General features: G+C 52.6%; 23 protein-coding genes. 10 read left to right on the top strand and 13 right to left on the bottom strand.

The window, feature by feature from the left end; genetic code table 11:
* Positions 1–154 precede the first annotated feature (154 nt).
* Positions 155–1309, top strand: coding sequence for an AI-2E family transporter (locus HJG54_RS10995; RefSeq protein ID WP_316434950.1), 1155 nt, complete (start codon positions 155–157; stop codon positions 1307–1309).
* Here HJG54_RS10995 and HJG54_RS11000 read toward each other — a convergent pair.
* Positions 1306–3207 (bottom strand): caspase family protein, encoded by a 1902-nt coding sequence (locus tag HJG54_RS11000; protein WP_316434952.1) that lies wholly within the window; start codon positions 3205–3207, stop codon positions 1306–1308. The two genes, HJG54_RS10995 and HJG54_RS11000, sit on opposite strands and share 4 nt — an antisense overlap.
* A 574-nt stretch (positions 3208–3781) precedes the next feature.
* On the opposite strand from HJG54_RS11000, the gene HJG54_RS11005 reads away from it, so the two are divergent.
* From HJG54_RS11005 to HJG54_RS11030, 6 genes are all read left to right on the top strand, one after another.
* Positions 3782–4555 carry a hypothetical protein gene (locus HJG54_RS11005; RefSeq protein ID WP_316434954.1) on the top strand — a complete coding sequence of 258 codons (774 nt, stop codon included), beginning with the start codon at positions 3782–3784 and terminating at the stop codon, positions 4553–4555.
* A gap of 99 nt (positions 4556–4654) precedes the next feature.
* The gene (rpmF, locus tag HJG54_RS11010; protein ID WP_316434955.1) at positions 4655–4828 is read left to right on the top strand and encodes a 50S ribosomal protein L32; all 174 of its coding nucleotides are present in this window, start codon (positions 4655–4657) and stop codon (positions 4826–4828) included.
* Positions 4829–5066: 238 nt separating this feature from the next.
* Positions 5067–5669, top strand: a complete 603-nt coding sequence (locus tag HJG54_RS11015; protein WP_316434957.1) for a sulfite oxidase-like oxidoreductase — start codon at positions 5067–5069, stop codon at positions 5667–5669.
* Between the two features lie 147 nt (positions 5670–5816).
* Positions 5817–6734: an N-acetylmuramic acid 6-phosphate etherase gene (gene murQ, locus HJG54_RS11020; protein ID WP_316434958.1), complete on the top strand. Its 918-nt coding sequence runs from the start codon at positions 5817–5819 to the stop codon at positions 6732–6734.
* A gap of 444 nt (positions 6735–7178) precedes the next feature.
* Positions 7179–7436: an Asr1405/Asl0597 family protein gene (locus HJG54_RS11025; protein ID WP_316434959.1), complete on the top strand. Its 258-nt coding sequence runs from the start codon at positions 7179–7181 to the stop codon at positions 7434–7436.
* Positions 7437–7531: 95 nt separating this feature from the next.
* Positions 7532–8200: a (2Fe-2S) ferredoxin domain-containing protein gene (locus HJG54_RS11030; RefSeq protein ID WP_316434960.1), complete on the top strand. Its 669-nt coding sequence runs from the start codon at positions 7532–7534 to the stop codon at positions 8198–8200.
* Positions 8201–8433: 233 nt separating this feature from the next.
* Here HJG54_RS11030 and HJG54_RS11035 read toward each other — a convergent pair whose 3' ends face one another.
* The 7 genes from HJG54_RS11035 to purC form a co-directional block, all read right to left on the bottom strand.
* On the bottom strand, positions 8434–8856 hold the full coding sequence (locus HJG54_RS11035) for a CAAD domain-containing protein (RefSeq protein WP_036004664.1): 423 nt from the start codon (positions 8854–8856) through the stop codon (positions 8434–8436).
* A 181-nt stretch (positions 8857–9037) separates the two neighbouring features.
* Complete coding sequence (gene lpxB, locus HJG54_RS11040; protein WP_316434961.1) at positions 9038–10276, bottom strand: lipid-A-disaccharide synthase; 1239 nt, start codon at positions 10274–10276, stop codon at positions 9038–9040.
* Positions 10269–11096 (bottom strand): acyl-ACP--UDP-N-acetylglucosamine O-acyltransferase, encoded by an 828-nt coding sequence (gene lpxA / locus HJG54_RS11045; RefSeq protein ID WP_036004667.1) that lies wholly within the window; start codon positions 11094–11096, stop codon positions 10269–10271. Before lpxA ends, lpxB begins: the two co-directional genes overlap by 8 nt.
* A 126-nt stretch (positions 11097–11222) precedes the next feature.
* Positions 11223–11747: a 3-hydroxyacyl-ACP dehydratase FabZ gene (fabZ, locus tag HJG54_RS11050; protein ID WP_036004670.1), complete on the bottom strand. Its 525-nt coding sequence runs from the start codon at positions 11745–11747 to the stop codon at positions 11223–11225.
* Between the two features lie 55 nt (positions 11748–11802).
* The gene (lpxC, locus tag HJG54_RS11055) at positions 11803–12750 is read right to left on the bottom strand and encodes a UDP-3-O-acyl-N-acetylglucosamine deacetylase (protein ID WP_316434964.1); all 948 of its coding nucleotides are present in this window, start codon (positions 12748–12750) and stop codon (positions 11803–11805) included.
* A gap of 59 nt (positions 12751–12809) precedes the next feature.
* Positions 12810–15224, bottom strand: coding sequence for a BamA/TamA family outer membrane protein (locus tag HJG54_RS11060; protein ID WP_316434966.1), 2415 nt, complete (start codon positions 15222–15224; stop codon positions 12810–12812).
* A gap of 135 nt (positions 15225–15359) precedes the next feature.
* Positions 15360–16094, bottom strand: coding sequence for a phosphoribosylaminoimidazolesuccinocarboxamide synthase (gene purC, locus HJG54_RS11065; protein WP_316434967.1), 735 nt, complete (start codon positions 16092–16094; stop codon positions 15360–15362).
* 391 nt (positions 16095–16485) lie between these two features.
* Between purC and HJG54_RS11070 the strand changes: the two genes are divergently transcribed.
* Entirely contained in the window at positions 16486–16728 is a 243-nt protein-coding gene (locus tag HJG54_RS11070) for a DUF7219 family protein (protein ID WP_036004682.1), read from the top strand.
* Between the two features lie 54 nt (positions 16729–16782).
* On the opposite strand, the gene HJG54_RS11075 is transcribed toward HJG54_RS11070, so the two are convergent.
* The 4 genes from HJG54_RS11075 to HJG54_RS11090 all read right to left on the bottom strand — a co-directional run bounded on the left by HJG54_RS11075 (position 16783) and on the right by HJG54_RS11090 (position 22821).
* Positions 16783–19602 carry a GAF domain-containing protein gene (locus tag HJG54_RS11075; protein WP_316434968.1) on the bottom strand — a complete coding sequence of 940 codons (2820 nt, stop codon included), beginning with the start codon at positions 19600–19602 and terminating at the stop codon, positions 16783–16785.
* Positions 19603–20207: 605 nt separating this feature from the next.
* A complete protein-coding gene (locus HJG54_RS11080; protein ID WP_316434970.1) occupies positions 20208–21338 on the bottom strand; it encodes a glycosyltransferase in 1131 nt (376 codons plus the stop codon).
* Between the two features lie 9 nt (positions 21339–21347).
* On the bottom strand, positions 21348–21665 hold the full coding sequence (locus tag HJG54_RS11085; protein WP_316434971.1) for a hypothetical protein: 318 nt from the start codon (positions 21663–21665) through the stop codon (positions 21348–21350).
* A gap of 4 nt (positions 21666–21669) precedes the next feature.
* A complete protein-coding gene (locus HJG54_RS11090) occupies positions 21670–22821 on the bottom strand; it encodes an NAD-dependent epimerase/dehydratase family protein (protein ID WP_316434972.1) in 1152 nt (383 codons plus the stop codon).
* 161 nt (positions 22822–22982) lie between these two features.
* On the opposite strand from HJG54_RS11090, the gene map reads away from it, so the two are divergent.
* On the top strand, positions 22983–23789 hold the full coding sequence (gene map, locus HJG54_RS11095) for a type I methionyl aminopeptidase (protein ID WP_316434974.1): 807 nt from the start codon (positions 22983–22985) through the stop codon (positions 23787–23789).
* A gap of 137 nt (positions 23790–23926) precedes the next feature.
* On the opposite strand, the gene pheS is transcribed toward map, so the two are convergent.
* Positions 23927–24916 (bottom strand): phenylalanine--tRNA ligase subunit alpha, encoded by a 990-nt coding sequence (gene pheS, locus HJG54_RS11100; protein ID WP_316434976.1) that lies wholly within the window; start codon positions 24914–24916, stop codon positions 23927–23929.
* 301 nt (positions 24917–25217) lie between these two features.
* Here pheS and surE point away from each other — a divergent pair, with 301 nt between their 5' ends.
* Entirely contained in the window at positions 25218–26066 is an 849-nt protein-coding gene (surE, locus tag HJG54_RS11105; protein ID WP_316434977.1) for a 5'/3'-nucleotidase SurE, read from the top strand.
* Positions 26067–26495: the final 429 nt, after the last annotated feature.

Here is a 26495-nt window from a genome sequence, read left to right on the forward strand (position 1 = left end):
CTAACTGAGCAGTAAATAAGTGAGGCTGAAAATAGCCTCTAACTTTTTCCATTGTAGTGAAGTGGAGTTTTTTGTGCTTTGTCATTAGTCATTTCTGGACCTCCAGTGACGAATGACCCTTGACGAATGACCAGATGACCAAAGCAGACTACCTATGACTGAGACAACTGAACCAAAGTCTTCTAGCTGGCTGAGTCGCCTTCCGCGTTGGCTGGTAGTAGCCCTGGCGATTCCCCTGATTGGGCTAGATGGTTGGGTGATTTTGCAAGGGTTAAACTACTTCGATTCAATTATTTCAGCCCTGATCCTGGCGACAGTTTTAGCTTTTTTGTTGGATTTTCCGGTCCGGTTTTTGCAGCAGCGCGGTATTCAGCGTCCCTCTGCAGTTTTAATTATCTTTTTGCTGGCGTTGACTTTAATTGCCGCCTTAGCGATTACGCTGGTACCACTGATTCTGCTTCAGCTTGAAGAGTTAATCAATCATTTACCCGACTGGCTCGATGCCGGTAGCCGCCAACTTCAAGCGTTTCAACGCTGGGCTGTGGTGCGGCGGTTACCAGTCAACCTGAGTGGCGTGATCCAGCGATTAGAGGAATCTGCTCCTGAAGGGATCGAATCATTTTCGCTGCAGCTTCCCAATGTAGTAATTGGTGCAGCTGGTGGCTTAGTAGAAACCGTTTTGGTGGTGGCGCTGACGCTCTATTTATTGCTGCATGGTAGCGCCTTTTGGCAAAGCATCTTTAGATGGTTTCCTCAGCCCTGGGGCAATCAGATCCAGCAATCGCTGCGGCAAAATTTTCAGAGTTACTTTGTAGGACAAGCAACGGTAGCGCTGATTCAAGGCACTACTCTCTCGCTGGCGTTTTTCCTGATTCACTTGCCGCTGTTTCTTCTGTTTGGCATCACAATTGGGCTGCTGAGTCTGGTTCCCTTTTTCGATATTGTCGGGGTTTTGTCGGTTAGTCTGTTAACGGCTTTGAATAATGTCTGGCTGGGGTTGGGGGTATTTTTCCTCTGTCTCGTGATTGATCAAATCATCGATAACGCTGTTAGTCCCCGGATTATGGGCAAGCTAGTCGGACTAAACCCGGTTTGGATTATCCTGTCGCTGTTGCTAGGTGCGCAAATTCTAGGCGTGATCGGCGTGATTTTGGCGATTCCTCTAGCTAGCACAATTCAAGACATTATCGAGCACGTTTACCCAATGGCTACCGGACCAGCAGCACCATCTGACCTAGCAGCACCACCTGAACTTGCAGAAAAAGATGCTCCGCAAGCAGTAAATCTGGGAGTCGGCTCTGGGAGTTAGTATTCACCCTCCTCTGCCACGGGTTCTTCGGATGCTATGGGTTCTTCGGAAACTGCATTGTCTGACTCAGGCGCTTCAACGACTGGAGCTGGCTGATTGCGCCAATTGGCGATCGCTTCTTGGGCAGGGGCATAGGTGGGTGTATTGGGCGGAACCAGTTCCCCGATCTGAATCGCTAGATCTAATTCCCCATTGGCGGCTCTGGTGTTGGCTAGGTCTAGAATCATTTGGCTCCAGAGCGTAATCGCCTGCTGGGACTGTTCGTAGACTTTCGCCTGATCCGATGGCACCAAGCGAGCTGCCGAAATCGCCATACTGTAGTTATTGGCCGCATCAATCACCGAAGCTTCGTTAGAGCGGGTTGCTCGGCCTTGTGCCATGTCTAAAATCACCCGGCTCCAGCGGTCAATCGCCTGCTGTGCTTCCTGATATAGGGGCTGGTCGGGCTTGATCAAACGCGCCATTTTGATTGCCTCAACGAGATCAGACACTTGATTTTCCTGGACAGGGTTGCGAGTGCGAATCAGCATAGTTTTGCCTTTGTTCAGCAGTTCTCGGTTGGTTTGCTCCAGCAGCTGATGATGTTCGGGCGTGCGCTGGTCTGCTGGAAGTTGGGCGAGCTGGCGATTGGCATCCTCATATTGCTTGGCCTCGAATGCTGCCTGAGCCGATTGCAGCAGCAGAACTGGATCCACCGTAACGATCGGCGCATTAGTAGGCATGGGGTTGGCGGCGGGCGGATTGGCAGCAGGGCTAGGGGGCTGCGGCCCCACCGACGCAGCCCGATTCGAAGGTTGATTTCCGGCGTTGATCAATGCGCTACTGTTGCGCAAAATCACGCCAAACAGCAGAATTCCGGCAATCAGGCCACCCTGAATCAGCAGCCGTCGCCAGAAAAACTCATCGCTGAGGGCAAGTGCATCGGGTTCCGCTAGTTCCAGGGCCGGATTGGTGGCTACTAAACTCGGATTCGCTGTAGGGCCGGCAGTGTTCGGCTGCTGGTTGGGACTGAGCCAGCCATTCACTGTTTGGATGAATTGATTGCCGCGACGCGACAAAGCCAATAGAGGTTTTGCCAATGGGGCTAGGGGTCGGCTTCCTGCTCCAAACCCAGGCTCAAGGTTGGCATCCCTAAATCGATGGGCTGTCTGCGGGTGGCGGGTTGCTAGGTCGGGCACGATCAACTGATAGCGTAGGTGGGCAGGCACAACGGCTAACACATCCTGTCGGGGTCGCCACAATTCTTCGCTCAGTCTGGGCATCTGCTGCTGTAGCGCTTCCACCAATGGCTCCACGGTGACACAGCCATTTTGCCAAGCCGAGATTAAGGCGGCGGTGAAAATGCCCTGCCGTAAGGTCAGCGGTTCATGGGAAAATTGGTCGGACTGACAGGACAACAGTGTGGCAATGCCATAGGTCTGAGCCAGTTGAGCTGTCTGGTGACCAAACCCACCGCGCTCTAGCCCCAACTGACTGCGGTTGGCGTCTATCAGCAGCAGAATGTTATCGGTGGGCAAGGCTTTGAGTGCCTGGAACCAAGTTTCGACAGCGATGCCGGTGGTGGCTACCTGCTTCGGGTCCGCTTCAATGGGCAAAAGAAAGTCCTGTCCCTGAACCTGGAGGCCATAGCCGCTAAAGAAGCAGAGCAACACGTCTTTGGGTTTCAGGTTGTTCTGCAATTGGGCCAGCCGAGTCTGGATATGCTCAGCCGTTGGAAAGCGAGAATCTGAACTCACCACCGTAATGTGATCGGTGAGTAAGTGACAGTGTCGCGGCGAAAATCCACCCGCTTGAATCAAAAACTCGTGCAGTAGCTCAGCGTCTCGTTGGGCGTAGCTGAGGGGCGGTAGAAACCGATACTGATTGATGCCAATTCCCAAATACCAATAGTTCACCATGCGTTCACCATCCAACCAACTCTAAGTGACTAAGTAACCAATTCTGCAATGAGGCTCTAACCCTTTAGGTTCGGCCCCGAAATTGCCCCTCACAATAACACAGCCCCCTGATCCGGAGAACAAAAACTTTTTCGAGAGAATTTTCGTTACTGAGGTCATGTAATCCGCCGCGCTTCGTGGTATCACTGTGGTAGCGCTGAAAACTAGTCCCCAGCCCTTAGCCCCTAACTAGAGCTAATCCCAAAGCTTAGCCCCATACAATCTGATTTCGTAAGACCTACTTCTTAGAGACTGTTTGTAAATGAATTTTAAGAGGCTAGAATCGACTTCCCATCTGATCCTCCCTAACCCTCCTTAAATAAGGAGGGAACCGAGTTAAATCTCTGAAGTCCCCCTTTTTAAGGGGGATTTAGGGGGATCTCAATCTTTGTTTACAAACAAGCTCTAATAAGACCTCGTTTCAGACCTCACAGTAAGACTTGCCAGTGGGCGAGGTCGGCATCAGGATCATGCTCCTGTCCTTTGGTCCTAGCTACCGGCTCTCTAAAGTCAACCGCAATCCGGATGAGTAGTGATGAAAAGCTCGCATCGATTAAGCCATGCCAACGTTAACGATAGAAATTTAGATCCCGGAGCACGGGTGAGATCAAACCATAGGGTGCTGGATGTTAACCACGGGTTGTGTTGGTCGCAACTCGGTCGTTTTAGCAGTTGGCTGCTAGGGAGTTCGCTGGCGCTGCTGGTTGTTTTATCTGCGGCGGCTCAGGCTTATACGGTGGAAGAGGTACTCACCGTTTCGCGGGTGAACGGAGAAGACTATACGGCTCTGGCCCAACGGGCCGAAATAGCAGCCCGGTCCGCAGCCCAACAGCGGTTCGATAGCGATATTTTGCTGACCCGCGTAGTGATTACGGTTCTGGGCCAAAACGGCGGGCAGACCGCTCCCATTCTGGTTTTGGATGTCAACCGCAACGATTGGCGCAATCGCCCCGATCCGCAACGCTGGGCCAAATACTATCGCACTACTCCGATGCTTCTAGAACTCGATGGCACAGTTCCTGCCCGTACTCCCCCCGAAACGACTCCCCCCATCCCCGCTCCTGCACCTGCTGTGCCTACTCCATCTCCATCTCCTACCCCTGCTCCATCTCCTAGCCCGCCGCAGCCAACTTTGCCGAATCTGCCAAATCTATCCCCACCGTCTCAACAAAACCAAACTCAGCCGAACCAAACTCAACCGAACCGAACCGAGCAGCTCCTACCCTCTGGTGCCGCTAGCCCGCCCTCGATTAACCTGCCGGCGACGCCTCCTGGCGAGGTGGGTTTGCCCCGTTCGATCTTGCGCTGATGATTACAGCCTCTAAACTCAGGCTTCTTGGCCGAGAATAGTGCCAAATTTGGAGGCAAAAGCTTAGTATAGAAAGGTTGTCAAATTTTTGAACGAGTCATGGCAGTTCCTAAGAAGAAAACCTCGAACTCTAAGCGCAATATGCGCAAGGCCACCTGGAAGCGTAAGGCCAGCTTAGCAGCCCAAAAGGCTCTCTCTCTCGGCAGGTCTGTACTCACGAACCGCTCCAGCAGCTTTGTCTATCCTCAGGCTGAAGAAGAAGAGGAAGAGTAGATTTAAGTTCTCAGTTTTAAGTGTTAAGTTTTGAGTAGGCAGTCCTTTTGAGTTCTCAGCTTTGGTGGCGTAGCTTGTGCGTTCGCGATGGTCTGCCGTTAGGCATAGCACCTAGTTTTTAGGTTCTGAATGAACAAAACGTTGGATGAATAGTCAACTCAAAATTCAAAACTGAATCGGCAGAGTAGCTAACTCGAGACTCAAAACTTAAAATTCAAAACTAGTGAGCGGCAATTTTATGTTGGGCAAATTCTTCCAGAAGCCAGATCCAGAGCTGAGTGACCGTGTTCCACCGGGGCAGCACCTGACGAAGGGCTTTCCGGTTTTGACCTATGGGCAAACGCCGCAGGTCAGCACAGAGACCTGGGAATTTAAAGTGTGGGGCTTAGCGACGCCTAAAACCTTCACTTGGGATGACTTTATGGCGATGCCCCAGAGCAATTTCACGGCTGATTTTCACTGCGTCACCACCTGGTCCAAGCTGGATGTGCAGTGGACTGGGGTTAAGGTCACAGATTTTATGCAGCATGTGGACGTGGATCCCAAAGCAGTGCATGTGATGCAGCATTGCTACGGCGGCTATACCACCAATATTGCGATGGAAGATTTCTATCGTGAAGAAAATTTCTTTGCCCACACCCTGTTTGGCGAACCGCTACCGGCTGAGCATGGTGGTCCGATGCGTCTGGTGGTACCCCACCTCTATGCCTGGAAGAGTGCCAAGTGGATCAACGGCCTGGAATTTCTCGACCACACGGAACTGGGGTTCTGGGAGCGGAATGGCTATCATCATCGTGGCGAACCCTTTGCTGAAGAGCGCTACAGCAGTCGCTTTTTCTAGACACATTGGATGGGTAGAATTTTAAGGGCTTGGTGCCGGTTGGCATCAAGCTTTCTGCGTTTCAGTAGTGATAAGTAGAACAACATAGTTAAACATGAAACCCAAAGGAGGTATTGGTTTTAATTAAGTTGAATTACTTATTTGGTGATGATTGGGTTGAATATGGGCATTGACTTAGGCAAACTTTCCACCGAGCAGCGCAATCCCAATACGGCTGAAATTGACCGGGTTTCCACTCTGGACATGGTGCGGCTGATCAACGAAGAAGACAAAAAAGTGGCGCTTGCCGTTGAGCAGGTTTTGCCTGAAATTGCCCAAGCGGTTGATCTAATTGCGGATCAGATTAAGCGAGGCGGCAGGTTGTTTTATATCGGCGCTGGCACCAGCGGTCGCCTGGGGATTTTGGATGCCTCGGAATGTCCGCCCACCTATGGCGTCGATTTTGGTCTGGTGGTGGGATTAATTGCGGGTGGGGATGGCGCGATTCGCAAAGCGGTTGAAGGGGCAGAAGATCGTCCTGAGTTAGGTGCATCTGACCTCAAAACCCATAATTTCAATGCCCAGGATGTGCTGGTGGGCCTAGCAGCCAGCGGGCGTACCCCCTATGTGATCGGCGGCTTGGCCTACGCTAACAGCCTCGGTGCCCATACCATCGCCATCGCCTGCACCCCCAATTCCGAGATTGGTCGCCTTGCCGAGATTGCGATTGAACCCCTGCCCGGTCCGGAAGTAGTGACTGGCTCGACTCGCATGAAGGCCGGAACCGCCCAAAAGCTGGTGCTGAATATGCTTTCAACCGGCGCAATGATCAAAATCGGTAAGGTCTATGGCAACCTGATGGTGGACGTACAGGCGTCAAATCAGAAACTAGTAGAACGCTGCAAACGCATTGTCTGTGAGGCCACAGGCGTTGAGCGCTGCCGCGCCGAAGAACTGCTGACCCTAACAAACTACGATGTCAAGCTAGCCATCCTGATCCAACAAACCGGTCTCACCATCGAAGCCGCAACCCAACTGCTGCAACAAGCCGAAGGCTATCTGCAACGAGCCATCGATCAAACTTAACCCCCGCATCTGCATCCATGCCCTCCAACACCTGACCAGTTCAGCCAATCCCTTCGACCAAAATTCACTCATCTCCCTATCCGCCCCTATCCTCTTTATCGATTCTTCTTGCAAACTATTTGCAATTACTTCCACGATCGCCTATCTTGAAATTAACTACAAAACAATTGAATAAAGTTCTCAATAAGCTTTATGATGGCCAAGGGACCACAAACTGATTACGAAATAATAAGCTTTTTTAATCGTTTGCTGAAAAGGATTTTTACGCTCTGATGCTAGGTTTAGCTCCTGGCATTTTGGGTGTTGGCCTGGTAGCAGCAGGATCTTTAATAAAGCGTTTGATTATCAGTTTGAACAGCATTGCTAATCATTTGCACCAGGTTTTTGATTCTTCAGGTTTAACGAAACATTAACCGGGAATTTCTTTCATTTATCCTATAGTCGATGCAGCAGCACAATTTTCAGGTTTCAAATCCTCAGGTTTCGAACGGGCAACAGATCGCCATTTCCCGCAGCGATCGATGGCAGGTGCACCAACGGTTGGAAGAATTAGAAATTGCTTCGACCTGTCTCCGTGACGGTAGCCTCAAGGTTGAGATTCATAGCCCCCTAACGGTAATTCAACTTCGAAGCGTTCTGCAGCAATTCACGGCATCCCGTCAGCAGTTGGTGGATTGGTTAGAGCAATGCTGGCAGTCCTAAATTTGCAGTCCTAAATTTATAGTTTTTTTAGGCTTGTAGATTTTTGGGTTTGTAGTTGGTTTGAAGAGTTGTTTTGAAGGGGTAGAAGCTGAACAATGGGCAAGTATAGTCATTCGCAATTTGAGCTAGAAGGACGATTTCTTGGGTTTGCGGCTGAAGAGGGCTATAAGCTGAAGCTGCTGCGGCTATCCACTCTCTCAGGCGAATACCGAGTCAAGATCCCGAAAGAATTGCGCCCACTGCTCTACCGTACATTGGTTCCAGGTGAGTGGATCGAGGTTTCTGGCTATCAAAAGCTTGATTCCTTCAAGGGAACTGTTAAGCTCAAGGCCATTCGGGTGGTGCCGAGTACGCCCCATCGTTCGCTGCCCCAGCCCGCGTCTCAACCCGCTTCAGTGACGCCGGTGATGCCCTTCGGCAGGTCCGCCCTTCAGCCCATTGGTTCTGAGCCAACCGCCTGTGCAGCTACTTCGCCAACGGCTACTCTATCGAAAGGGCGGGCGAAGACGGATACGATTCTGGTTTGCCAAAAATCGGACTGCTGTAAGCGTGGCGCTGGAGCTGTGATCAAAGCTTTGCAATCTGAATTAGAAGAGCGGGGGCTAACTGATGTAAAAATTCGCGGCACTGGCTGCATGAAGCAGTGTAAGGCTGGCCCAAATTTAGTAATGCCCGATAAGTCGCGCTATTGCCGGATTCGCCCTGAGGAGGTCGCGGCTGTGGTTGATAAGCACTTTCCAGTTCCCAGTGAAGTTGCTAGCTAAGTAGTTGCTCTTACTCCGATGCATCAGAGCGAAGCAAGATCTGCTTCGCTTTTTTGATCTGTAAAAAACAAAACAAGGCGATGCAACAGCTAGCACCGCCCTAAATCTTGGATTGTGTTCAATCGCGAATAGCAATTACGCCTGACTAACAGCCTGCCCCATTGCCAATTGAACCGTCATAGAATCGGCTAGGCAGATAAAGACAGGCTGATCGAAACGAGTCACATCTTGACTTATTTGCCCAAAACTTGCTCTCTAAGAGACGTGAATTCGTTGGCCAACTGCTCGCGAGTAGACGCTTTGAGCAGATAGCGCCAGATGAACCAAGCTGAGTATCCCATGCCGATTAGCTCAAACAGCGAAGAGAACAAGGGCAAATCATTGATGGCACCCAGAACAGCCAGAAGCAGTTTCACGGCAATCAGGGCACCGATGATCAAGCTAATCGTCAGGATAGGCCGCTTGTACTCCCCAAAAAAGTCAGACAGGTAAGCAGGCAGATCCGCCAGAAAGTCTGAAATTTTGGCTCCAATTTCCCGCCACTGCTCGTTACCAGCAGAATCAGAGGAGTCAATGGTCGTTATGCTTCCGGGAGTGTCAATTTTAACGGTGACATTCTCCGAGTTTAAGGTCTCGTTTTTCACTTCAGGCTCCATAGTCACACCTTGGAATAACCTAAACAACTGTTAGAGGACGTGAGAAGATACCCCAGTCTAGGATAGAACCAGCAAAATAATACTAAGATACTTATCAGTTTTAAAACCATCTTCCAGACTTGGCAAACATACTAGACACTAAAGCAGACTGACCGGAATTGCAAGGGATTTTTTGCAGATTTCAGCCTGGAGTTAGGCGCTGTCTAGATTCTGCTGGCTGCCACTGGGGCAGAAGCTGCAAGATGGCCGCCGCTGCCCGCTCACAGACGCCTGGTTCGCCCAGTTGTTGCCGCATTTGCTGGTAGCCCAATCGCATCTGATCGCGTTTTGCTGGAGATTGAAGTAGCTCTAGCGCCGCCTGGGCAATTGCGTCTGGGGTGGCCTGATATTGCAGAAATTCGGGCACCAGCGGCTGCATTAGTACCAAATTCGGCGGTGAAACGAAGGGAGCGGAGAACTTCAACAGATGCTCGGCGAGCCAAGCGGTGAGGGGATTGAGCCGATACATCACGACTTGTGGCACGTCCAGGAGTGCGGTTTCCAGGTTAACCGTACCCGACTTGGCGATCACCAGATCGGCAGCAGCAATCACGAGCTGGGATTGACCAGCTACTCCAGATACTAAGGTAGCCTGTAGCCCAAAGCGGCGAATCGCCTGCTCCAACGGCTGCCGATAGCGCTCCAGCGACAGGGGAATCCAAAAGTGAATCTGGGGCAACTGGGTTTGTAACTGCTGCGCCGCGGCCAACATTACCGGCAGGATATATTTGATTTCCTGCTGCCGCGAGGCCGGAATCAAGGCGACAGCGAGCTGATCAGGTGCAATGCCGAGTGTTGTTCGCGCCATTGTGCGGTCGGGAGCGGTTTGGAGCCGATCTAGCAACGGATGCCCTACCCAGGTGACGTTGCCGCCCCGTTCCCGATAGTAGGCAGCCTCTGCCGGAAAAATGGCTAACAGCCGGTCGGTAATTTCCAGAATCCGGCGGGTATTGCGTTGGCTCACAGACCAGACCCACTCCTGCGGTGCAATATAGTAAACCGTTGGCACTTGGGGCAGATACTGCCGCACAAACCGTCCGACGCCCAAATTCGGCCCAAAGTAGTCGATCATCACCACCAGATCGGGTGGATGCTGGCGGAAATAGTGCTTGACTCGTTGCTGGATAGTTAGAGTCGAAACTATATAGGGCAACGATTCAAACAAGCCAATCGAGCCAATGGCGCTGGTGTCGGCCAGCAAGGTGGCTCCTGCCTCGGTCATCTGCGTTCCGCCCAGGGCCAGGATCTCTAGCTCCCAATGGAGTTGCTTTGCCTGCTGCCATAGAGCTTTTACCAGTAGTGCTCCCTGGAGATCGCCGGAAACCTCGCCGGTGCTGATAAAAATTCGATACTTGCGCGGCTCCTGACTCGAATTACTCATCCTGTTTGGTTTTAGCTCGCTTGCCCGGAATCGACCCCCGGCGGCCCGGTGCATGGCTGAGGGTGAGGAACTGCCGCAAATGCTGGATCGGTTCTTGATCCGTAAGTAAATCTAGCTGCTCTAGCGCTTCATTTAGGGTCAACCCAGACCGATACAGGATCCGAAAGGCTTTTTTCAGTGCCTGCATGGTTCTACCCTCATCGGCGCTGGCGAGGCCGGCTCGTTGCAGCCCTACCTTGTTCAACGACCGCACCCTGGCTGGATTTCCCTCCACCAGCATATAAGGGGGGACATCGCGGCTAATCCGACTCATGCCGCCCACCATCGCCAGACGCCCCACATGTACAAACTGGTGAATGCCCAAGACGCCGCTGATCGTTGCCCGCGATTCGATGCGGATGTGACCTGCCAATGCTGTGCCGTTGGAGATAATCACCCGGTCTTCAATCAGGCAATTGTGTCCTACATGCACGTAGGCCATCAGCAGGTTGTTGTTGCCGATGATGGTGGCTTCGCCTGCTCCCGTAGCCCGGTTGATCGTGACATATTCCCGAATCAAATTGTCATCCCCAATTTGCACCAAGCTAACGGCTCCGTCGTACTTCAAATCCTGGGGTTCAAGACCGATCGCCGCACCTGGAAAAATCTGATTGCGAGCACCAATTTCCGTCCAGCCGTCGATCACCGCATGGTGACCAATTACTGTACCGGGACCCACCTTGACCCGTTCTCCAATCACCGCATAAGCGCCAACCTGCACGGTGGGATGCAGTTCTGCACGGGGATGAATCACAGCGGTGGGATGAATCAGAGTAGTCAAGGGAACGCTTAGGAGAAACTAAGGGGTAGGAGTCAGAAGTCAGGAGCAGAACTAGGGGGTAGGGTAAAGGCGGGTTGGCATGGGGTTAATGCCAATACAGGATATACGGTGCGGCGGATCAATCGGCTAGCGATCGACCACCGAAAACATCAGTTCACCTTCAGCAGCGAGTTGACCGTCCACTTCAGCCCGACCCTGCATTTTGCCAAAGCGACGCCGTTTGATCGAAAGTAACTCGACGGTCATAATCAACTGGTCGCCAGGAATTACCGGACGCCGAAACCGCACCTTATCGATGCCTGCAAACATGAACAGGCCATTCTCAGGAAACTCCGGCATTTGGGTCAGCACAATTCCGCCCACTTGCGCCATTGCCTCAACAATCAGCACGCCCGGCATAATTGGACGACCGGGGAAATGACCTTGAAAATGCGGCTCGTTGACTGTCACATTTTTGATACCCACCGCCAGCTTTTCTGGAATATATTTGATGATTCGATCCACCAGCGAAAACGGATAGCGGTGGGGCAACAGACGCTGAATATCTTCGATCAGCAATACCGATTCTGAGTCATGAGATTGGGACTCGGGTGCATCGGGTGCTTCTAAATCAGGTACGGCAGTGTGGGCATCAGTAGTCAAAATAGCCATGAGTAAACGATTGTTAGAGGTGCAACAACAAAGTAGAAAACATAAGTAGAAGCATTCAGCCAGTCAAAAACTGTGTCAACTGGTGAGCCAGCCGAGTGTGCAGGTGATGACTCGCCTTGTAAGCCAGAAAATGAGCCTGGGGAAAATACCCCAACAAACTTAAGTCTCCTACTAAATCTAAAAGTTTATGACGCGCTGGTTCATTTGAAAATCGCAACGGCGGATTTATCCAGCCCGATTCGCTGCAAACCAAGGCATTGTCCAGGCTGCCTCCTTTGATTAAGCCGCGCTGTTGGAGTTGCTCGATTTGATGAGCCAATCCAAAGGTGCGGGCTGGAGCTACCGCTGTCGCAAAACTTTCCTGGCTGATCTCCTGGCTAATTTCCTGACTTGGCGACCAACTATACCACTGATTGCCGATCGCCGGTAGGCTAAAGTCAATCCCGTAGGTGAAGCGCAGTTCCGCTGCTGGTAACGCTGCCACAAATGCATCACCCTCTTGAATCCAAACGGGTTGGGTTAACTGCCACCGAGGACGCATGGCCGACTGGGATACGATGCCAACCTGCCCAATTGCCTCAACCCAGCCTAGCGCCGAACCATCCAATAGCGGTACTTCTAAACCATCAATTTCGATGCGGGCGTTGTCAATGCCCATGCCGCTGAGGGCTGCCAGGAGGTGTTCTACCGTGCGTACCGTGGCTGCACCATTGATTAATTCGGTAGACAAGATCGTTTGATGCACTTGGCCGATTTGAGCGGCTACTTGGGGCTGGTCGGGCAAATCTATCCGGACAAAATAGCGGCCTGAGTTGGCTGGAGCTGGTAAAACCTTGACCTGAGTAGTGATCCCAGAATGCAGACCTACGCCGGATCGGGTGAACTCGCTGGCGAGGGTATGCTGTTGCGGAGCCAATAGGCAGGACAAAGCTGAACAGTCAGAGGCCAAGTCCACTGCTACCGCTTGGTTAGTTTCCGGTTCCCGCGCACCCACGCCCTTCATTCGTTGTCCTCTGCTCACACCTACTGCCCACTAGGATTTTTCTAGACCAAATCTGCCTCCTAGAATCGCTCACCAATGCCGAAGTGAATTCGGTTTTCGCCATCATCGTTAATGGCATAGTCTACGCGGATTTGGCCCAGCGGGGACTGCACCCGGATACCCACGCCATAACCAAATCCAGATCCCGGTTTGTCTCGAATTCCAGCTGGATCCCCCTGCACCTGATCGCCCGATCCTAAGTCGGTACCAGCATCTAGGAATAGCGCACCGCTAACAATATTGAAAATTGGGAAGCGATATTCGATTGTGGCCTGGAGGTAGCTCTTGCCGCTGGCCAGATCACCCGCATCATAGCCACGCACCGAGTCTGTACCGCCGAGGGAGAATGCCTCATAGGGGGGAAAGTCTCCCAGGATGGTGCCACCCTGCACATTCAAGGCGAGCGTTTGTGGACAATCGCTGGGGCTAGGATCTTCCTGCTGGCAGCCTTCGGTAAATTCAATCAGCCGCACGGGGATGTAGTAGCTGTAGCTGGCTCGCAGTCGGTTGTAGAAAATACTGTCAAGGCCAAGAGCCTGCTCTGTACTCAAGCGCAACACCGAGCCGCTGGTTGTCTGCACTGGGTCATTGCGGAGGTCTTGCGAGGCGGAAAACTGTACAGTTGCCAGGTTATCGGTGCCGTCGCGGTTGTAGCTGAGCAGATTGCCAAACTCGTCGCGAGGCGTCACTCGACCATCAGAATCGCGAATTGAAATGTTTTGGTACTGCAAGCCTAACGAAGCCCGCCAGCCATTATCCAGCGGACGGGCAAAGCTAATGCCGCCGCCAAATCGCCGCACCCTGGGCCGATCGCCATTAGGCAAATCAACATCGCGCTCACCGCCATCAAACACGAGCGAAATCGATTCCCGCCCGAAGGCATTGACGGTGTAAGAGGTTCGATTGGGGTCGGTAGCGATCCACGGATCGGTGAAGCTGATATCAAACAGCAAGTCTCGCTGCCCCACCTGCACCTCGGCGCTCAGCCGCTGGTTGTTGCCGCCCAGGTTTTGCTCCTGCAAGCTAACAGCACCAAACAAACCACTCGTCGAACTCACACCTACGCTGGCGGCCAGTGAACCAGTACGGCGCTCGGTCACATTCACAATCACATCGACTTGACGTGGATCTTGTCCCGGATTAAGCGAAATATTCAGATCTTCGAAGATGCCCAATCCAAAGGCGCGTTGCAAATCCTGCTGAATCTGGTTCTGGTTAAACACCTCTCCAGGTTGGGATTCAAACTCGCGGGTGATGATAAACGGACGGGTACGCCCACGAATTGGATTGCCCTCCTCATCTACAGCCGATCCTTCTCGGTCGAGGAACCGGATCTCGATGTCTTCGATTAGGCCTTCTGCTACTTCTAGGGTGGCGACCCCATCTGGAGAAATTTCGGGTGCTGAAATGACCTGGGCTAGCACATAGCCATTGTCTTGATAGAGTTGGTTTAGTCGTTCAATACCGACTTGTAAGCCACGCAGATTGGCTGTTTGCCCATATTGCTCTCCGAAGATGCGATCGACGGCCTCCTGCACTGGCACTTCTTCACCTTCGTACTCGATCGTTTCCAGAACGCTACCTTCGAGCTGGACCGAGCGCAGGGGTGGGTTAGGCTGCACGGCAAAGGTGACTCTCACCCCCAGGGGCGTGTCTTCCGGAATTGCCTGCACGTTCGAGAAAAAGCCGGTGGCGAAAATGGCGTTGATATCTTCCTGGAGTTGGGAGCGCGTAGTGGTGCGTCCTGGTTGGGTCCGAATCACGCGATAAACTTCATCTAGCAGCTCGCCTTCAGCACCAGAAACCACCACTTCGGAAACCAGTACTCTTGGTTCTGGCTGGGCCGTTTCTGTGGGAGCCGGCGCTTGGGTCGGACTTGGCTCGGCCGTAGGCGGAACCTCCGGACTGGCCGGTAAACTATCTGGTGCGGGTTCGCCAATCGACTCAGACGGTTGGGGTGCCTGGTCCACCTCCGTGGTTGGATCCGTGGCTGGAGCTGTTGCCGGATCGGTTACTGGGCTGGTACTTGGCTCAGATGGTGCTGGCTCTCCAAAGTCGAATTCCAACGTTTCAGGGGCCGCCTCAGCCGGACCACTGGGTTCAGTCGGAGTGGGTTCTGGTGCGTCTTGGGCTAGTTCTAGTGCCTGCAAGTCCGATGGTTGTTCAACCGGCTGTTCAATCGATTGAGCAGCCGCAGTTTCCGGCGTCCCGATTTCTGATACTGAAGCCAGAGTAGCGTCATCGCCTTCAAAAGAGTCTGGCTTAAAATCAAGATTGAGGCTATCTGTAGATTCTGCAGATTCTGCGTACTCCACGCTGTTGACAGCCCCAGGATTGGGTTCCACAGAGTCAGGCGACTGTGCTTTGACTGGGTTGGCAACGCCAAGCGCCGCAGAGGCAGTTAAGGCTGCCAGCACAAAAGGAGATACTTGCATACAGTTCAAATAATTTGGCACTTCCACACACCGAACGACCAAGTAAGAACAGGTCAGAATCGAACAATCTAAAGAAAACTGGAAATTGGGAAGATGTACAAATGTAACGGAGCAATTTTACAGCATTGCTTCACCTTACGGTTGAACCGGTTGTGCCAGAACTCGGTCTAGCACCTGTCGGTAGGCGGCCTCTACATTGCCTAAATCATGACGGAATCGATCTTTGTCGAGCACCCGCTGGCTTGGATCAGAGTCTGCCTGATTCCAGAGCCGACAGGTATCTGGACTAATTTCATCAGCCAACAGCAGCCTTTGATTCGCATCGAGGCCAAATTCCAGCTTGAAATCTACCAGCGTGATGCCACACTTCTGAAAAAAGTCAGTCAGCACCTGATTGATTTGCAAGGCGGTGGAGCGCAGTTGCTCGACCTGGTCTGGAGTTGCCAACTCTAGCAACCGTAGGCGATCGGGCGTTAGCAGTGGATCGCCCAACGAGTCATTCTTGTAGTAAAACTCTACCAACGGCTCCTTTAGTACCGTTCCCAGAGGTATCCCTGTTTGTTGACAGAGGCTACCGGCAGCAATGTTCCTGACCACGACTTCTAAAGGCAAAATTTTTACGGCCCGGACCTGCATTTCGTTGGGAGTTGGTCGCCCTAACCAGTGGGTGGCAATGCCCTGCGCTTCCAAAAGCTGAAACAGATGGCTTGAAATTGCGCAATTCATCTCACCCTTGCCAGCAATACTGCCGCGCTTCTGGGCATTAAATGCGGTCGCGTCGTCCTTGAAATAGGTCAACAGAACGTTTGGATCATCCGTTGTGTAGAGGATTTTAGCTTTGCCTTCGTAAACGATGGAGTGGGCCGTCATTGCAGCAGGAGAAAGGAAAGTTTTAAGCGAACTTAATCATTCTACCGGGCAAGGACTCCCAAATAGTGGCCCAGTTTGTCAATAGGTTTAAATTCTCTCTGTTTTCTGGCCCAACATGTTTTATGCTTCCTAGCCACAGGACTAATCTAGGACGAAATTGACGGGGCATTTTTCGCTGCAACCTGTTTTTGGGTGAGAGGAAGAGTTTAACCTGGCCCAGGAGCATCTCCCAAATATCCCGAAGCTCCAAGGTTTGTGAAGTTATTTCACCCCTTGAGGGGTAGGCGATTTCACTCTATTGAGGTTAAGATCAGATTAAGAGCTGGTTAACCAAGTGATTAATTAAGAATGGTTAAGATTTCTACTTAAATTCTGATTAAGGAGGCGGCTGATGGTCGATCGCTACGATTTTCTCTATCCCCACAGTCACTACCGGGGTTCGGTACAGCCGGAAAATCTGGTTTTTAACGCCAACTTGCAGGAGTTTGCGCATCGGGTCAGTCTCATCTGCGGCCTGCAAACTAACGGTAAGCTTTCCCCGGAAGAGTCCTATCAGCAAATTCATGCCTTGTGGAAACAGCTCAAACGCAGCAAAAAAGAGCTGGGTATCGGCGAAAATCCGTTTCAGCCCTAGCTTGCACAGCCGTCTGCACAATCGAGGCTAGGGCAAAGCGGCAGACGGCGCAGGCTATTTCTCTTCCATTGTCCAAACGCCCTCATCCCAGAGTGCATCGGTAGGTGGGTTGCTCAGCCAGTGCTCGCAGCGCTTTAGATGCATGTAGGCTGCCTTATCTTGATGATCAATATCTTCTAGGATCGTTGCGAAGGCACTCATAGCGCTGGCAAATTTGCGGTTGAGATAGTGCTGTCGGCCCTGATGGTAGAGATCAATGGCGCGCGCTTTTGTGTCGGGCAGCGGCTCGGAACGGAGGCCCACGAGTTCGTAGATATTGACTGGCTTACTCTTTCCCTTGACGCGAATGCAGTCCAGCTCTCTGGCCCAGATTCGATCCGCGCAGGGCTGGTAGGTGTTCTCGCTGATCACAATGTCACAGCCGTAGTGCTTGCTGGCTCCTTCCAATCGCGAGCCGAGATTGACCCCATCTCCGATTGCGGTAAACTCCATGCGTTTGCTAGAGCCAATGTTGCCGCTGATCACACAGTCGGAGTTGATGCCAATGCCAATCCGAATTTTGCGATGCGCCGGACGGTTTGCGTTAAAGTGCGCCAGACGAGTTCGCATTTCCAAGGCCGTTTGGGTCGCCATCCAGGCGTGATCGTCCAAGGGCAGCGGTGAACCGTAAACCGCCATAATCGCATCGCCGATATACTTATCCAGCGTGCCTTTGTAGGCAAAGACAGCATCTACCATCGTCTCGAAGTATTCGTTCAGCATGGCGACCACCTCTTCGGCTTCCATGTTTTCGGTCAGGGTGGTGTAGCTGCGAATATCAGAGAACAGGACTGACACTTCTTTGCGATCGCCGCCTAGTTTGGCATCGCCACTGCTGAGGAGCTGTTCGGCCAGTTCTTGGGTCATGTAGCGGTACATGGTGCTCTTCAGCCGCTTTTCGTCGCTGATGTCATCCATGACTACCAGCGCCCCAGAGATTTGGCGGTAGTCGTTGGCATCGGCAATTGTGTTGATCGACAGGTGGACGCTGTGCTGCTCTTGGCCGGTAACCGACAATAGGGTTTGGTCTGGGTAATACTGCTGCCGACTTTTTTCATCTTCGGGAGCGAGCGCCGCCCGGAACCACTTGGGGAAATCGCCTTTTTCTAGCTGAATCAGATCGGCCACAAATTGGCCTTCTAGCAGGGCGGTTTCTGTGAGGCCGAGGAGCTGGCGCGCACTTTCGTTGGCGGCAATAATTCGCCCTTCTCGGTCAGTAGAAATTACCCCGTTGGAGAGCGACCGCAGGATATCGCGCTGCAGCTGTTCCTGTTGCTTGACGGTAGCGAACAGCTTGGCATTTTGGAGGGCGACGCCTGCCTGAATATTGAAGGCTTTCATGAATTCCTGGTCGTTGCCGTTGAAGCTGGCCTTCCAGCATTCTGGCGCTTCCGGATAATTCACCGGATCATAGGGCGGAAAGTCTCCCTGCCGCTTTTTGTTGATCAGTTGCGTTACGGCAATCAGTTCGCCATCAGCATTGAACACCGGCATACAGAGCATGCTGCAGGTGCGGTAGCCGGTTTTCTTGTCGGTTTCTTTGGCCGTATCGGCGTTGGGGTGGTCATAGAGGTCAAACGGAATCAGTACCGGCTCTCCGGTTGTGGCTACGTGACCCGCAAATCCAGCCCCCATTGGAATACGAATTTCTTGCAGCTTGCCGTCGATGGGCAGTTTGGTCCAGAGTTGTTCCCGTTCCCGATCCAACAGCCACAGGGTACTGCGATCTGCCTGCATCAGCTCCTTGGCTTCTTCCATCACCTTGCTGAGGGTTTCCTCTAGGTCAAGGCTGCTCTGGCTCAGGGCTTTGGTGGCCTTCATCAGGGCCGAGGCGGCTCGCTGCTGCTGCGTGGCTCGATAAAACGAGCGGGAGGATTCCAAAATCAAGCGAATCGACGGGGCAAAATCCCGAAACACTGCTTCGTCTTGGGCCGTAAAGCCAGCTAGGTCGATCTTTTCTTCGAGCGGCGCCAGCGGGTCATGAACCGGCTTCAACTTGTTGATCAATTGCACCACGGCCACCAAATCGCCTTGATCATCCAGCAGCGGCAGGGCCAACATCGAATAGGTGCGATAGCTGTTCTTTTTGTCAAACTCTTGCGCCGCAACCGAGCGGACATCTTGATAGAAATCGTAGGGAATATTCACCACTTGTTTGCGGGTGGCGACTTCTCCAGCAATGCCGACGGTCTTGGGAATTCTCAGTTCTAGATTATTGCCCGCTTCATCCTTGGCGACAATCGACCAGAGTTCGTCTCGTTCTTCATCGAGTAGAAAAATCGTGGTGCGGTCGGCGTTGAGCAACTCCCCAGTCTTGAGGGTAATCGAGCGCAGCATCTCGTTGAGGATGGCGTCAAACCCCTGCGAATCCAGCACGTTGTCCAGAATTGAGAGGGTCTGGTTGACCACGCGCAGTTTTTGCTCGACATCTGCAACCACCTGCTTGAAGGTGTCTTGGGTCAATGGAGCCAAGAAGGCGGAGAAGGAACCTTTTGACGTTGCCAAAGCGCTTTCCGAGCTAGCATGCGGTAGGCTGGACTCCTCAACCCTAACAGGTTGGGCCTGAGAAAACTGCTCCCGGTTAACGACTGCTGTGGTTGCTTGGGGCGTATCCGTGGAGCTGTGGGGCATGATATCAATTACCCCACCGACTTCTCGGGCTGCAGAACAGGGGTTGGAAGCTGGCCGCCTAGGAGATTGTTGAGGTGTCTGAAGTGCCAGAAGGGTGGACGCTGCGCTTTCTGCTTCGATACTGAAACTTTCTCGTCGCTGACTGACGGGTGCATTGTTGTCAGCCAACTCCTGATGGGGCAAATGAGAGAATGAAGCTGTCATAGATGCTTAAGTGGCTGAGCTCCCAGGTCAAAAGTAACCCAAACCCTAGAATTCCTCTACAGCGAGATCAACTACTGGTTGCAGCGTAGAAATCACTGCTTGTGCTGGCGCAAATGAGTTGCTGATTTCTGCGTGCGTTTGACCGCTAATGGTCTGCTGTCGGGGCGCTTTCGGGTTTCAAATTCAGGGTTCCCACCGGCTTGACTAAACTAGCAGCTTGGTATCAATTCATTAAGCGTAGAAATTATGGCAACCACCAGAAAACCCGAAAGGGGCAAGCTGGTGCTGACAAATATGGCTCTGTAAATGGCTCTGTAAATGGCTCTGTAAATGGCTCTGTATTGCTTCGTTGGCTGACCCGCCGGCAGATGAATCGCAGGCTAATGAAGCAAGTCCACTCATACGCTTGCGTTCCCGCAGGGTAGTAGACTAAAACCCTTGTCTAGTCTGCTACTCTGCGAGAGGGCTGCGCCTACAGCAGACGTTCCCAATTAGGCCGCAATTGATTCGCGGCTGGTAACCTCCTAGGCCGCCAGTGAGACGCTGACCACGTACTTGGACGATGTATTTCGTTGCATCACTAACCCTTGGGCTAAACTGTTCCACTAGGCTGCTGAGAGTAGTGACCGCTCCAGCACCGCATGGTAAAACCCTTGCAGTTGACGGGTTGCCGCTGCCCAGCCCCAGCGTTCGGCTTCCTGACGGGCATTTTGTCGCAAGGTATCGCGTTCTTGCGGATTGGCGAGCAATCGTTGGGTTGCAGTAGTGGCTCCCTGCTCATCTGTCGGATCGAAGAGATAGCCGTTGACTCCGTCGGTGACGATATCGGGGATGCCACCGGCGTTGGCTGCAATGACTGGGCATCCTGCCGCCATGGCTTCGAGCAGCACGAGGCCCAGAGTTTCGGTCCGCGATGGAAAAATAAACGCATCGGCTGAGGCAAAGGCGGCTGCCAGATCGCGGCCAGTGAGGTAGCCAACAAAATGGGTGGCCGTGCCAGCAAAGTGTTTTTCTAGATCCGCCCGGTAGGGACCATCGCCAACCAGCGCTAAGCGAGCGTCTGGGATGGCCTCTAGCACCGGCTTGATTCGGTCGATTTCTTTCTCGGCTGACAGCCGCCCCACATATAGCAAAATCGGACTGTCAGGATGGCCCTGCGACAGGTGACTTCGCACCTCGCGGCTAGCAAGGCTGGGATGGAACAGTTCGGTATCAACGCCCTTTTGCCACACTTCAACTCGTTCAATCCCGTGGGAGGTTAGGGCCTCCTGCATTGCGGTTGAGGTACAGAGGTTGAGCTGAGCCTGGTTATGCACGGCTTTGAGCAATTCCCACATCACGCCTTCCAGCATCCCTAGGCCATAGTGCTCCAGGTATTTGGGCAAATGAGTGTGATAGGAGGCAACCAGGGGCACGTCTAAGGATTTGGCATAGTACAAGCCACCCAGTCCCAGTACCGCCGGGTTGACGATATGGATCAAATCGGGCTGAAAGGCGGCTAGCTCTTGCCGAATCGCAGGGCGGGGCAGGGCCAGTTTCAGTTCGGGATACAGCGGCAGCGGAAAACCGGGAATGCCGTAGATTTTGGCTCCCCGATATTCATTCAACCCGCCATCGGGGGAAATCACCAGTACCTGATCGCCCATCCGCTGCAAATGATCAACCGTGTGGCTCAGACGAGTCACAATACCATCGACTTTGGGCAAGAAAGTTTCGGTGAAGAGGGCAATCCGCATAGGGGCATTTCAAGTTAAAGACACAGAGTTGAGGAGAGGGGTAGGATCGGCAAGCCGTGGTGCAGAGGCCGTGAATCCCAATTGCCCAAACCACGCTTCCCAGCAAAACCCCCCACTCCTTCCGGCAAAACAGTTGATCCGGTGGCGGGTTTCAGCCGCAGCAGCGATCATCAAATCAGTTTGGGTTGGGTTTGCCGTTGCTACCTGCATATACCGTTGATGACTAGCCGTAAGGGCTGCCCAATCGCGCCACAGCCAATAGGTGCTTACTGCTGTGAAACCGAAACCAGGAAACACAACCAGCACCAACAGCGCTACAGCTCGCATTGGCTCAGCCTTTCCATTTCACCTTGGGCAGAATCTGCTTCTCGTCTACTCGGTTCTTGTATTTGATGCTGAAGTTGAGCAGCGAGTCGAGCAGCGAGTCGGACAGGTAATGGGGCTGCAAACCGAGATCAATCAGCTTCGTATTTCTGGCGTTAAAGTAATGCTCTTCTTTTTCAATTCTGGGATTTTCCAAATGGTTGATCTCAACATTCAGACCCATCGAGTTGCCTGCTTGCTTCACCATTAGGGCTAAATCACCGACGCTAAACATTTCGGTGAACTGGTTGAAGACGCGGAACTCTCCGGCCTCGGCTGGATTGTTGACGGCAATCTCGATGCAGCGCACCGTATCGCGGATGTCGAGGAAGCCACGAGTTTGGCCGCCTTTGCCATAGACAGTAAGCGGATGACCGATGGCGGCCTGAATACAGAAACGGTTGAGCGCTGTGCCGAAGATGCCGTCGTAATCGAGGCGGTTGATCAGCAGTTCGTCCATGCCAGTTTCTTCGGTGAGGACGCCGTAGACCACGCCTTGGTTCAGGTCAGTGGCGCGCAAGCCCCAGATACGACAGGCGAAATGAATGTTGTGCGAGTCATGCACCTTGCTGAGGTGGTAGAAGGAACCGGGCTGTTTGGGGTAAGGGAGGGTATCTTTGCGCCCGTTGTGTTCAATTGTGATGTAGCCTTCTTCAATGTCGATGTTGGGCGTGCCATATTCACCCATCGTGCCCAGCTTCACCAAGTGGCAGTTGGGGAAATGGTCATGCATGACATAGAGCAGGTTGAGTGTGCCGACCACATTGTTCACCTGAGTCAGAACCGCATGTTCCCGATCGATCATCGAAAAGGGAGCCGACCGCTGCTCACCGAAATGCACCACCGCATCCGGCTCAAATTTCAGCATGGCCTGCTTGAGGAACTCGTAGTTGTTAATATCGCCAATGAACAGTTCAATGGTTTTCCCAGTCAAATCTTTCCACCGCTGCAACCGGGTTTGAATGGGAGTAATCGGCGTCAAGGTCTCGATGCACAGCTCTGCATCCCAATGCCGACGAATCAAATTATCTAAAATGGCAACTTCGTGCCCTTTGTTGGACAGGTAGAGTGCAGTTGCCCAACCGCAATAGCCATCACCACCAATAACTAGAACTTTCATGCGCTGCTGAGTTGATCTTCTTACGGATACTCCGCTAAATCTACCAGAGATCGTCGCTCTCTAACCCACCATTCTGGAGGAATCAGCAAAAGGATTTTCGGCGCAATTGGGCGTAGCGGGGCTAAATTAAAGAATGGAGAGGTAACAAACAAAACGCCGTCATGGATCAAGAACCGATTGTCTTGCTGTCAAGCCGAGAAATTGAAAAAATGCGTCAAGCGGGGCGCATGGCTGCTGAGCTGTTGGACTATCTGGAACCGATGGTGCAGTCAGGAGTCAGCACGCTGGAACTCAACGATGCGGCAGAGGAATGGACCCAGGCGCGTGGAGCCAAAAGTGCCCCCTTGGGCTACCCCAGCGGCAGCGACAATCCGTTCCCTAAGTCGATTTGTACTAGCGTCAATGAGGTGGTGTGCCACGGCATTCCCAGCGCCAAGCAAATTCTGAGAGACGGCGACATTATCAATATCGATGTCACGCCTTTACTGGACGGCTATCACGGTGACACCTCTCGCACGTTTTTTGTGGGTGAGCCATCGCCGCTGGCCCGCAAGCTGGTGGAAGTAACCGAAGAGTGTATGTGGCGTGGTATTCGAGCGGTAAAGCCGGGGGCCAGAATTGGGGATATTGGCGCGGCGATTCAAGAATATGCAGAAGCCAATGGCTTCTCGGTGGTGCGCGATTTTGTTGGTCATGGGGTGGGGCGCATCTTTCACTCTGGTCCCCAAATTCCCCACTATGGCACTCGCGGTAAAGGCAAAAAACTCAGACCCGGCATGGTTTTCACAATTGAGCCGATGATCAACGAAGGTACCTATGAAGTCGAAATTTTGGCCGATAAATGGACCGCCGTCACCAAAGACCGCAAGCTCTCAGCCCAATTCGAGCACACGATTGCTGTCACGCAAGATGGAGTTGAGGTGTTGACGCTGCTGCCAGAACGGGTTCCGGCAGTGGGAACGGTTTAGAATTCCGGCGGTTAAGCCGCGCCTATTGCGCCTATATAGACAAAGCCTGCCTTGGCAAGCTATTTAGTCAAACTAGGTGATAAGGCATACTCTTGATCGCCAACTCAAAACTCAAAATTCAACACTCAAAACTTTTCTTAAAACTGCTTCAGGAATCTCAGATCGCTGGCATAGAGGCGGCGGATATCGTCGATTTGGTGCAGCACCATCGCAATTCGCTCCACGCCCAATCCAGCGGCAAAGCCAGTGTACACTTCCGGATCATAGCCAACCGCTTTGAGCACATTCGGGTCTACCATGCCGCAGCCCATCACCTCAAGCCAACGACCGCGCCACTGTACATCCACTTCTGCTGAGGGTTCGGTAAAAGGGAAAAAGCTAGGCCGGAAGCGAATCGGGATCTCGCCAAACATGGCTTCTAGAAAAACTTTGATTGTGCCGCGCAGATCGGTGAAGGTCAATCCTTCGTCTACGGCCAGAATTTCGAGTTGGTGAAACACGGCAGAGTGGGTGGCATCTACGGTATCGCGGCGGTAGCAGCGCCCCGGCATTACAATCCGCACCGGCGGGTCGTTTTCTTCCATGTAGCGAATCTGCACCGACGAGGTGTGGGTTCTGAGGATATTGCCATCGGGTAGGTAGAGCGTATCCTGCATGTCGCGGGCGGGATGGTCGGGCAGGAAGTTGAGCGCTTCGAAGTTGTAGTAATCGGTTTCCATTTCGGGTCCGGTTGCCACCGTGTAGCCCAGCCCCACAAAAATATCGATCATGCGGTCGATCGTGCTAGTGAGCGGGTGGGTATGGCCTTGCAGCCGGTATACTCCCGGCATGGTCACATCCAGCGCTTCGGCTTCTAGCTGCGCTTCAATTTGAGCGGCTTGCAGGGCGGCTCGCTTTTGATCGAGGTCAGTTTGCAGGGCATCTTTGACTTCGTTGGCCAATGCACCGATTCGAGGCCGTTCCTCAGCGCTAAGCTTACCCATACCGCCCAACACTTGAGACAGGCTGCCTTTTTTGCCCAGGTACTTAATCCGGAGCTGTTCCAAGTCTTCGAGAGTGGAGCTGTTGGCGATGGCCTGCTGAGCTTCTTGGCGCAGTGCCGCTAATTGAGTTTCCAGATTGCTCATACCTGAACGTATTGAAGAGACGCTAAAGAACGAAAACGTGGACCCGAGTTTTCTGACCGCCGGTTAGGGCGGCCTGTACCGCCGTTGATTCAGTCTACCTTACCAGTGTAAAAGGTCCGCTCGTGGATTTAGCGATGGGTCACCAGAGAAACCGCAAAAAATAAGTAGAAGGCAGAACCCAGCCCGCCAGTTCGGTAGCCAATTCCAAATCCGCACCATTCGCCCTCTAAACTGGATTTGGATCGTCCACCCATCCAAACCCATTCAAAGTTAACCCTCCTATTTCTTCTTTGGCATTTCCATGAAGCTTTTGATTAGCAACGATGACGGCATTTTTGCGTTGGGTATCCGCACCCTGGCAAATACATTGGCGGCGGCTGGGCATGAAATTACAGTCGTTTGTCCAGATCGGGAACGGTCTGCCACCGGGCATGGTCTGACTTTGCATAAACCCATCCGGGCTGATCAGGTCGAGTCGGTGTTCCATCCGGCGATTCAGGCTTGGGCTTGTTCGGGAACGCCGTCGGATTGTGTCAAGCTGGCTTTGGGAGCACTGCTGGCGGAACCGCCTGATATGGTGCTGTCTGGGATTAATCATGGCTCTAACCTAGGCACTGATGTGCTTTATTCCGGCACGGTGTCGGCGGCGATGGAAGGCGTGATCGAGGGCATTCCCAGCATTGCCTTCAGTCTGACTAGCTTCTCCGCCCAGGATTTTCAACCGGCGGCCAATTTCGCCGAAATGCTGCTCGAACAGCTCAGCCACGGTCCGCTGCCTCAAGCGACGCTGCTGAATGTCAATGTTCCCGCAGTGAGTGAGGCGGAAATCGCCGGTGTAGTGATTACTCGTCAAGGCGTGCGGCGCTATTTTGATCAGTTTGAAAAGCGAGTTGATCCGAGGGGCAAAACCTACTACTGGCTAGCTGGTGAAGTGATCGAAGACAGCGCCGACCCCGAGCTGGAATCGGTAGAAGCCTTTAAGCTCAAGGGAGTTAATCTGGATTTGGCCTGGTTTCAACAAATTCCCACCGATGTTCAAGCGATTCGGCAAAACTACATTACCGTGACCCCACTGCAATATGACCTCACCTGTGCCGTTGGTATTACCCAGTTACAAAATCGCCAGTTCTACCACGTTCATCCGTCCTGAAGCTCGGCCTACCGGCGGTTCTAGAATTCTGTAAAGATTTTGTAGTCAAGCTTCAACTCTTGTATGGAGTGGCCGTAGAAGTGCTAGTTTTCCTAATATGTATGGAGAGAGCAAATTTAGACTGTGGATACCCGTGCCAATGGCATGCCCTACAGCGAAATTTGACAATCGCATACTCGTTGTCCCCAGCTAATTTTTCCGACCACCGGTCAGTACGATAGCAAGGAACGATAGCAACAAGCAGTTATTACGTTACTCAACCTGATCGGATAGAGTGCGAACATCGGCTCGTTGCTGGCGTCTCGTTAGCACTCCCGAATCTGATTGATAAGTCTGATTGATAGAGCTGACCTATTGGCAACGCTAGCAAGAACGAGTAATTCAAGCCATTTACAGGTCACTTGCAGTTTTTAGCCCTAGTTAGGATGA

The sequence above is a fragment of the Leptolyngbya sp. NK1-12 genome (assembly GCF_032598965.1).
GTDB lineage: Bacteria > Cyanobacteriota > Cyanobacteriia > Elainellales > Elainellaceae > Elainella.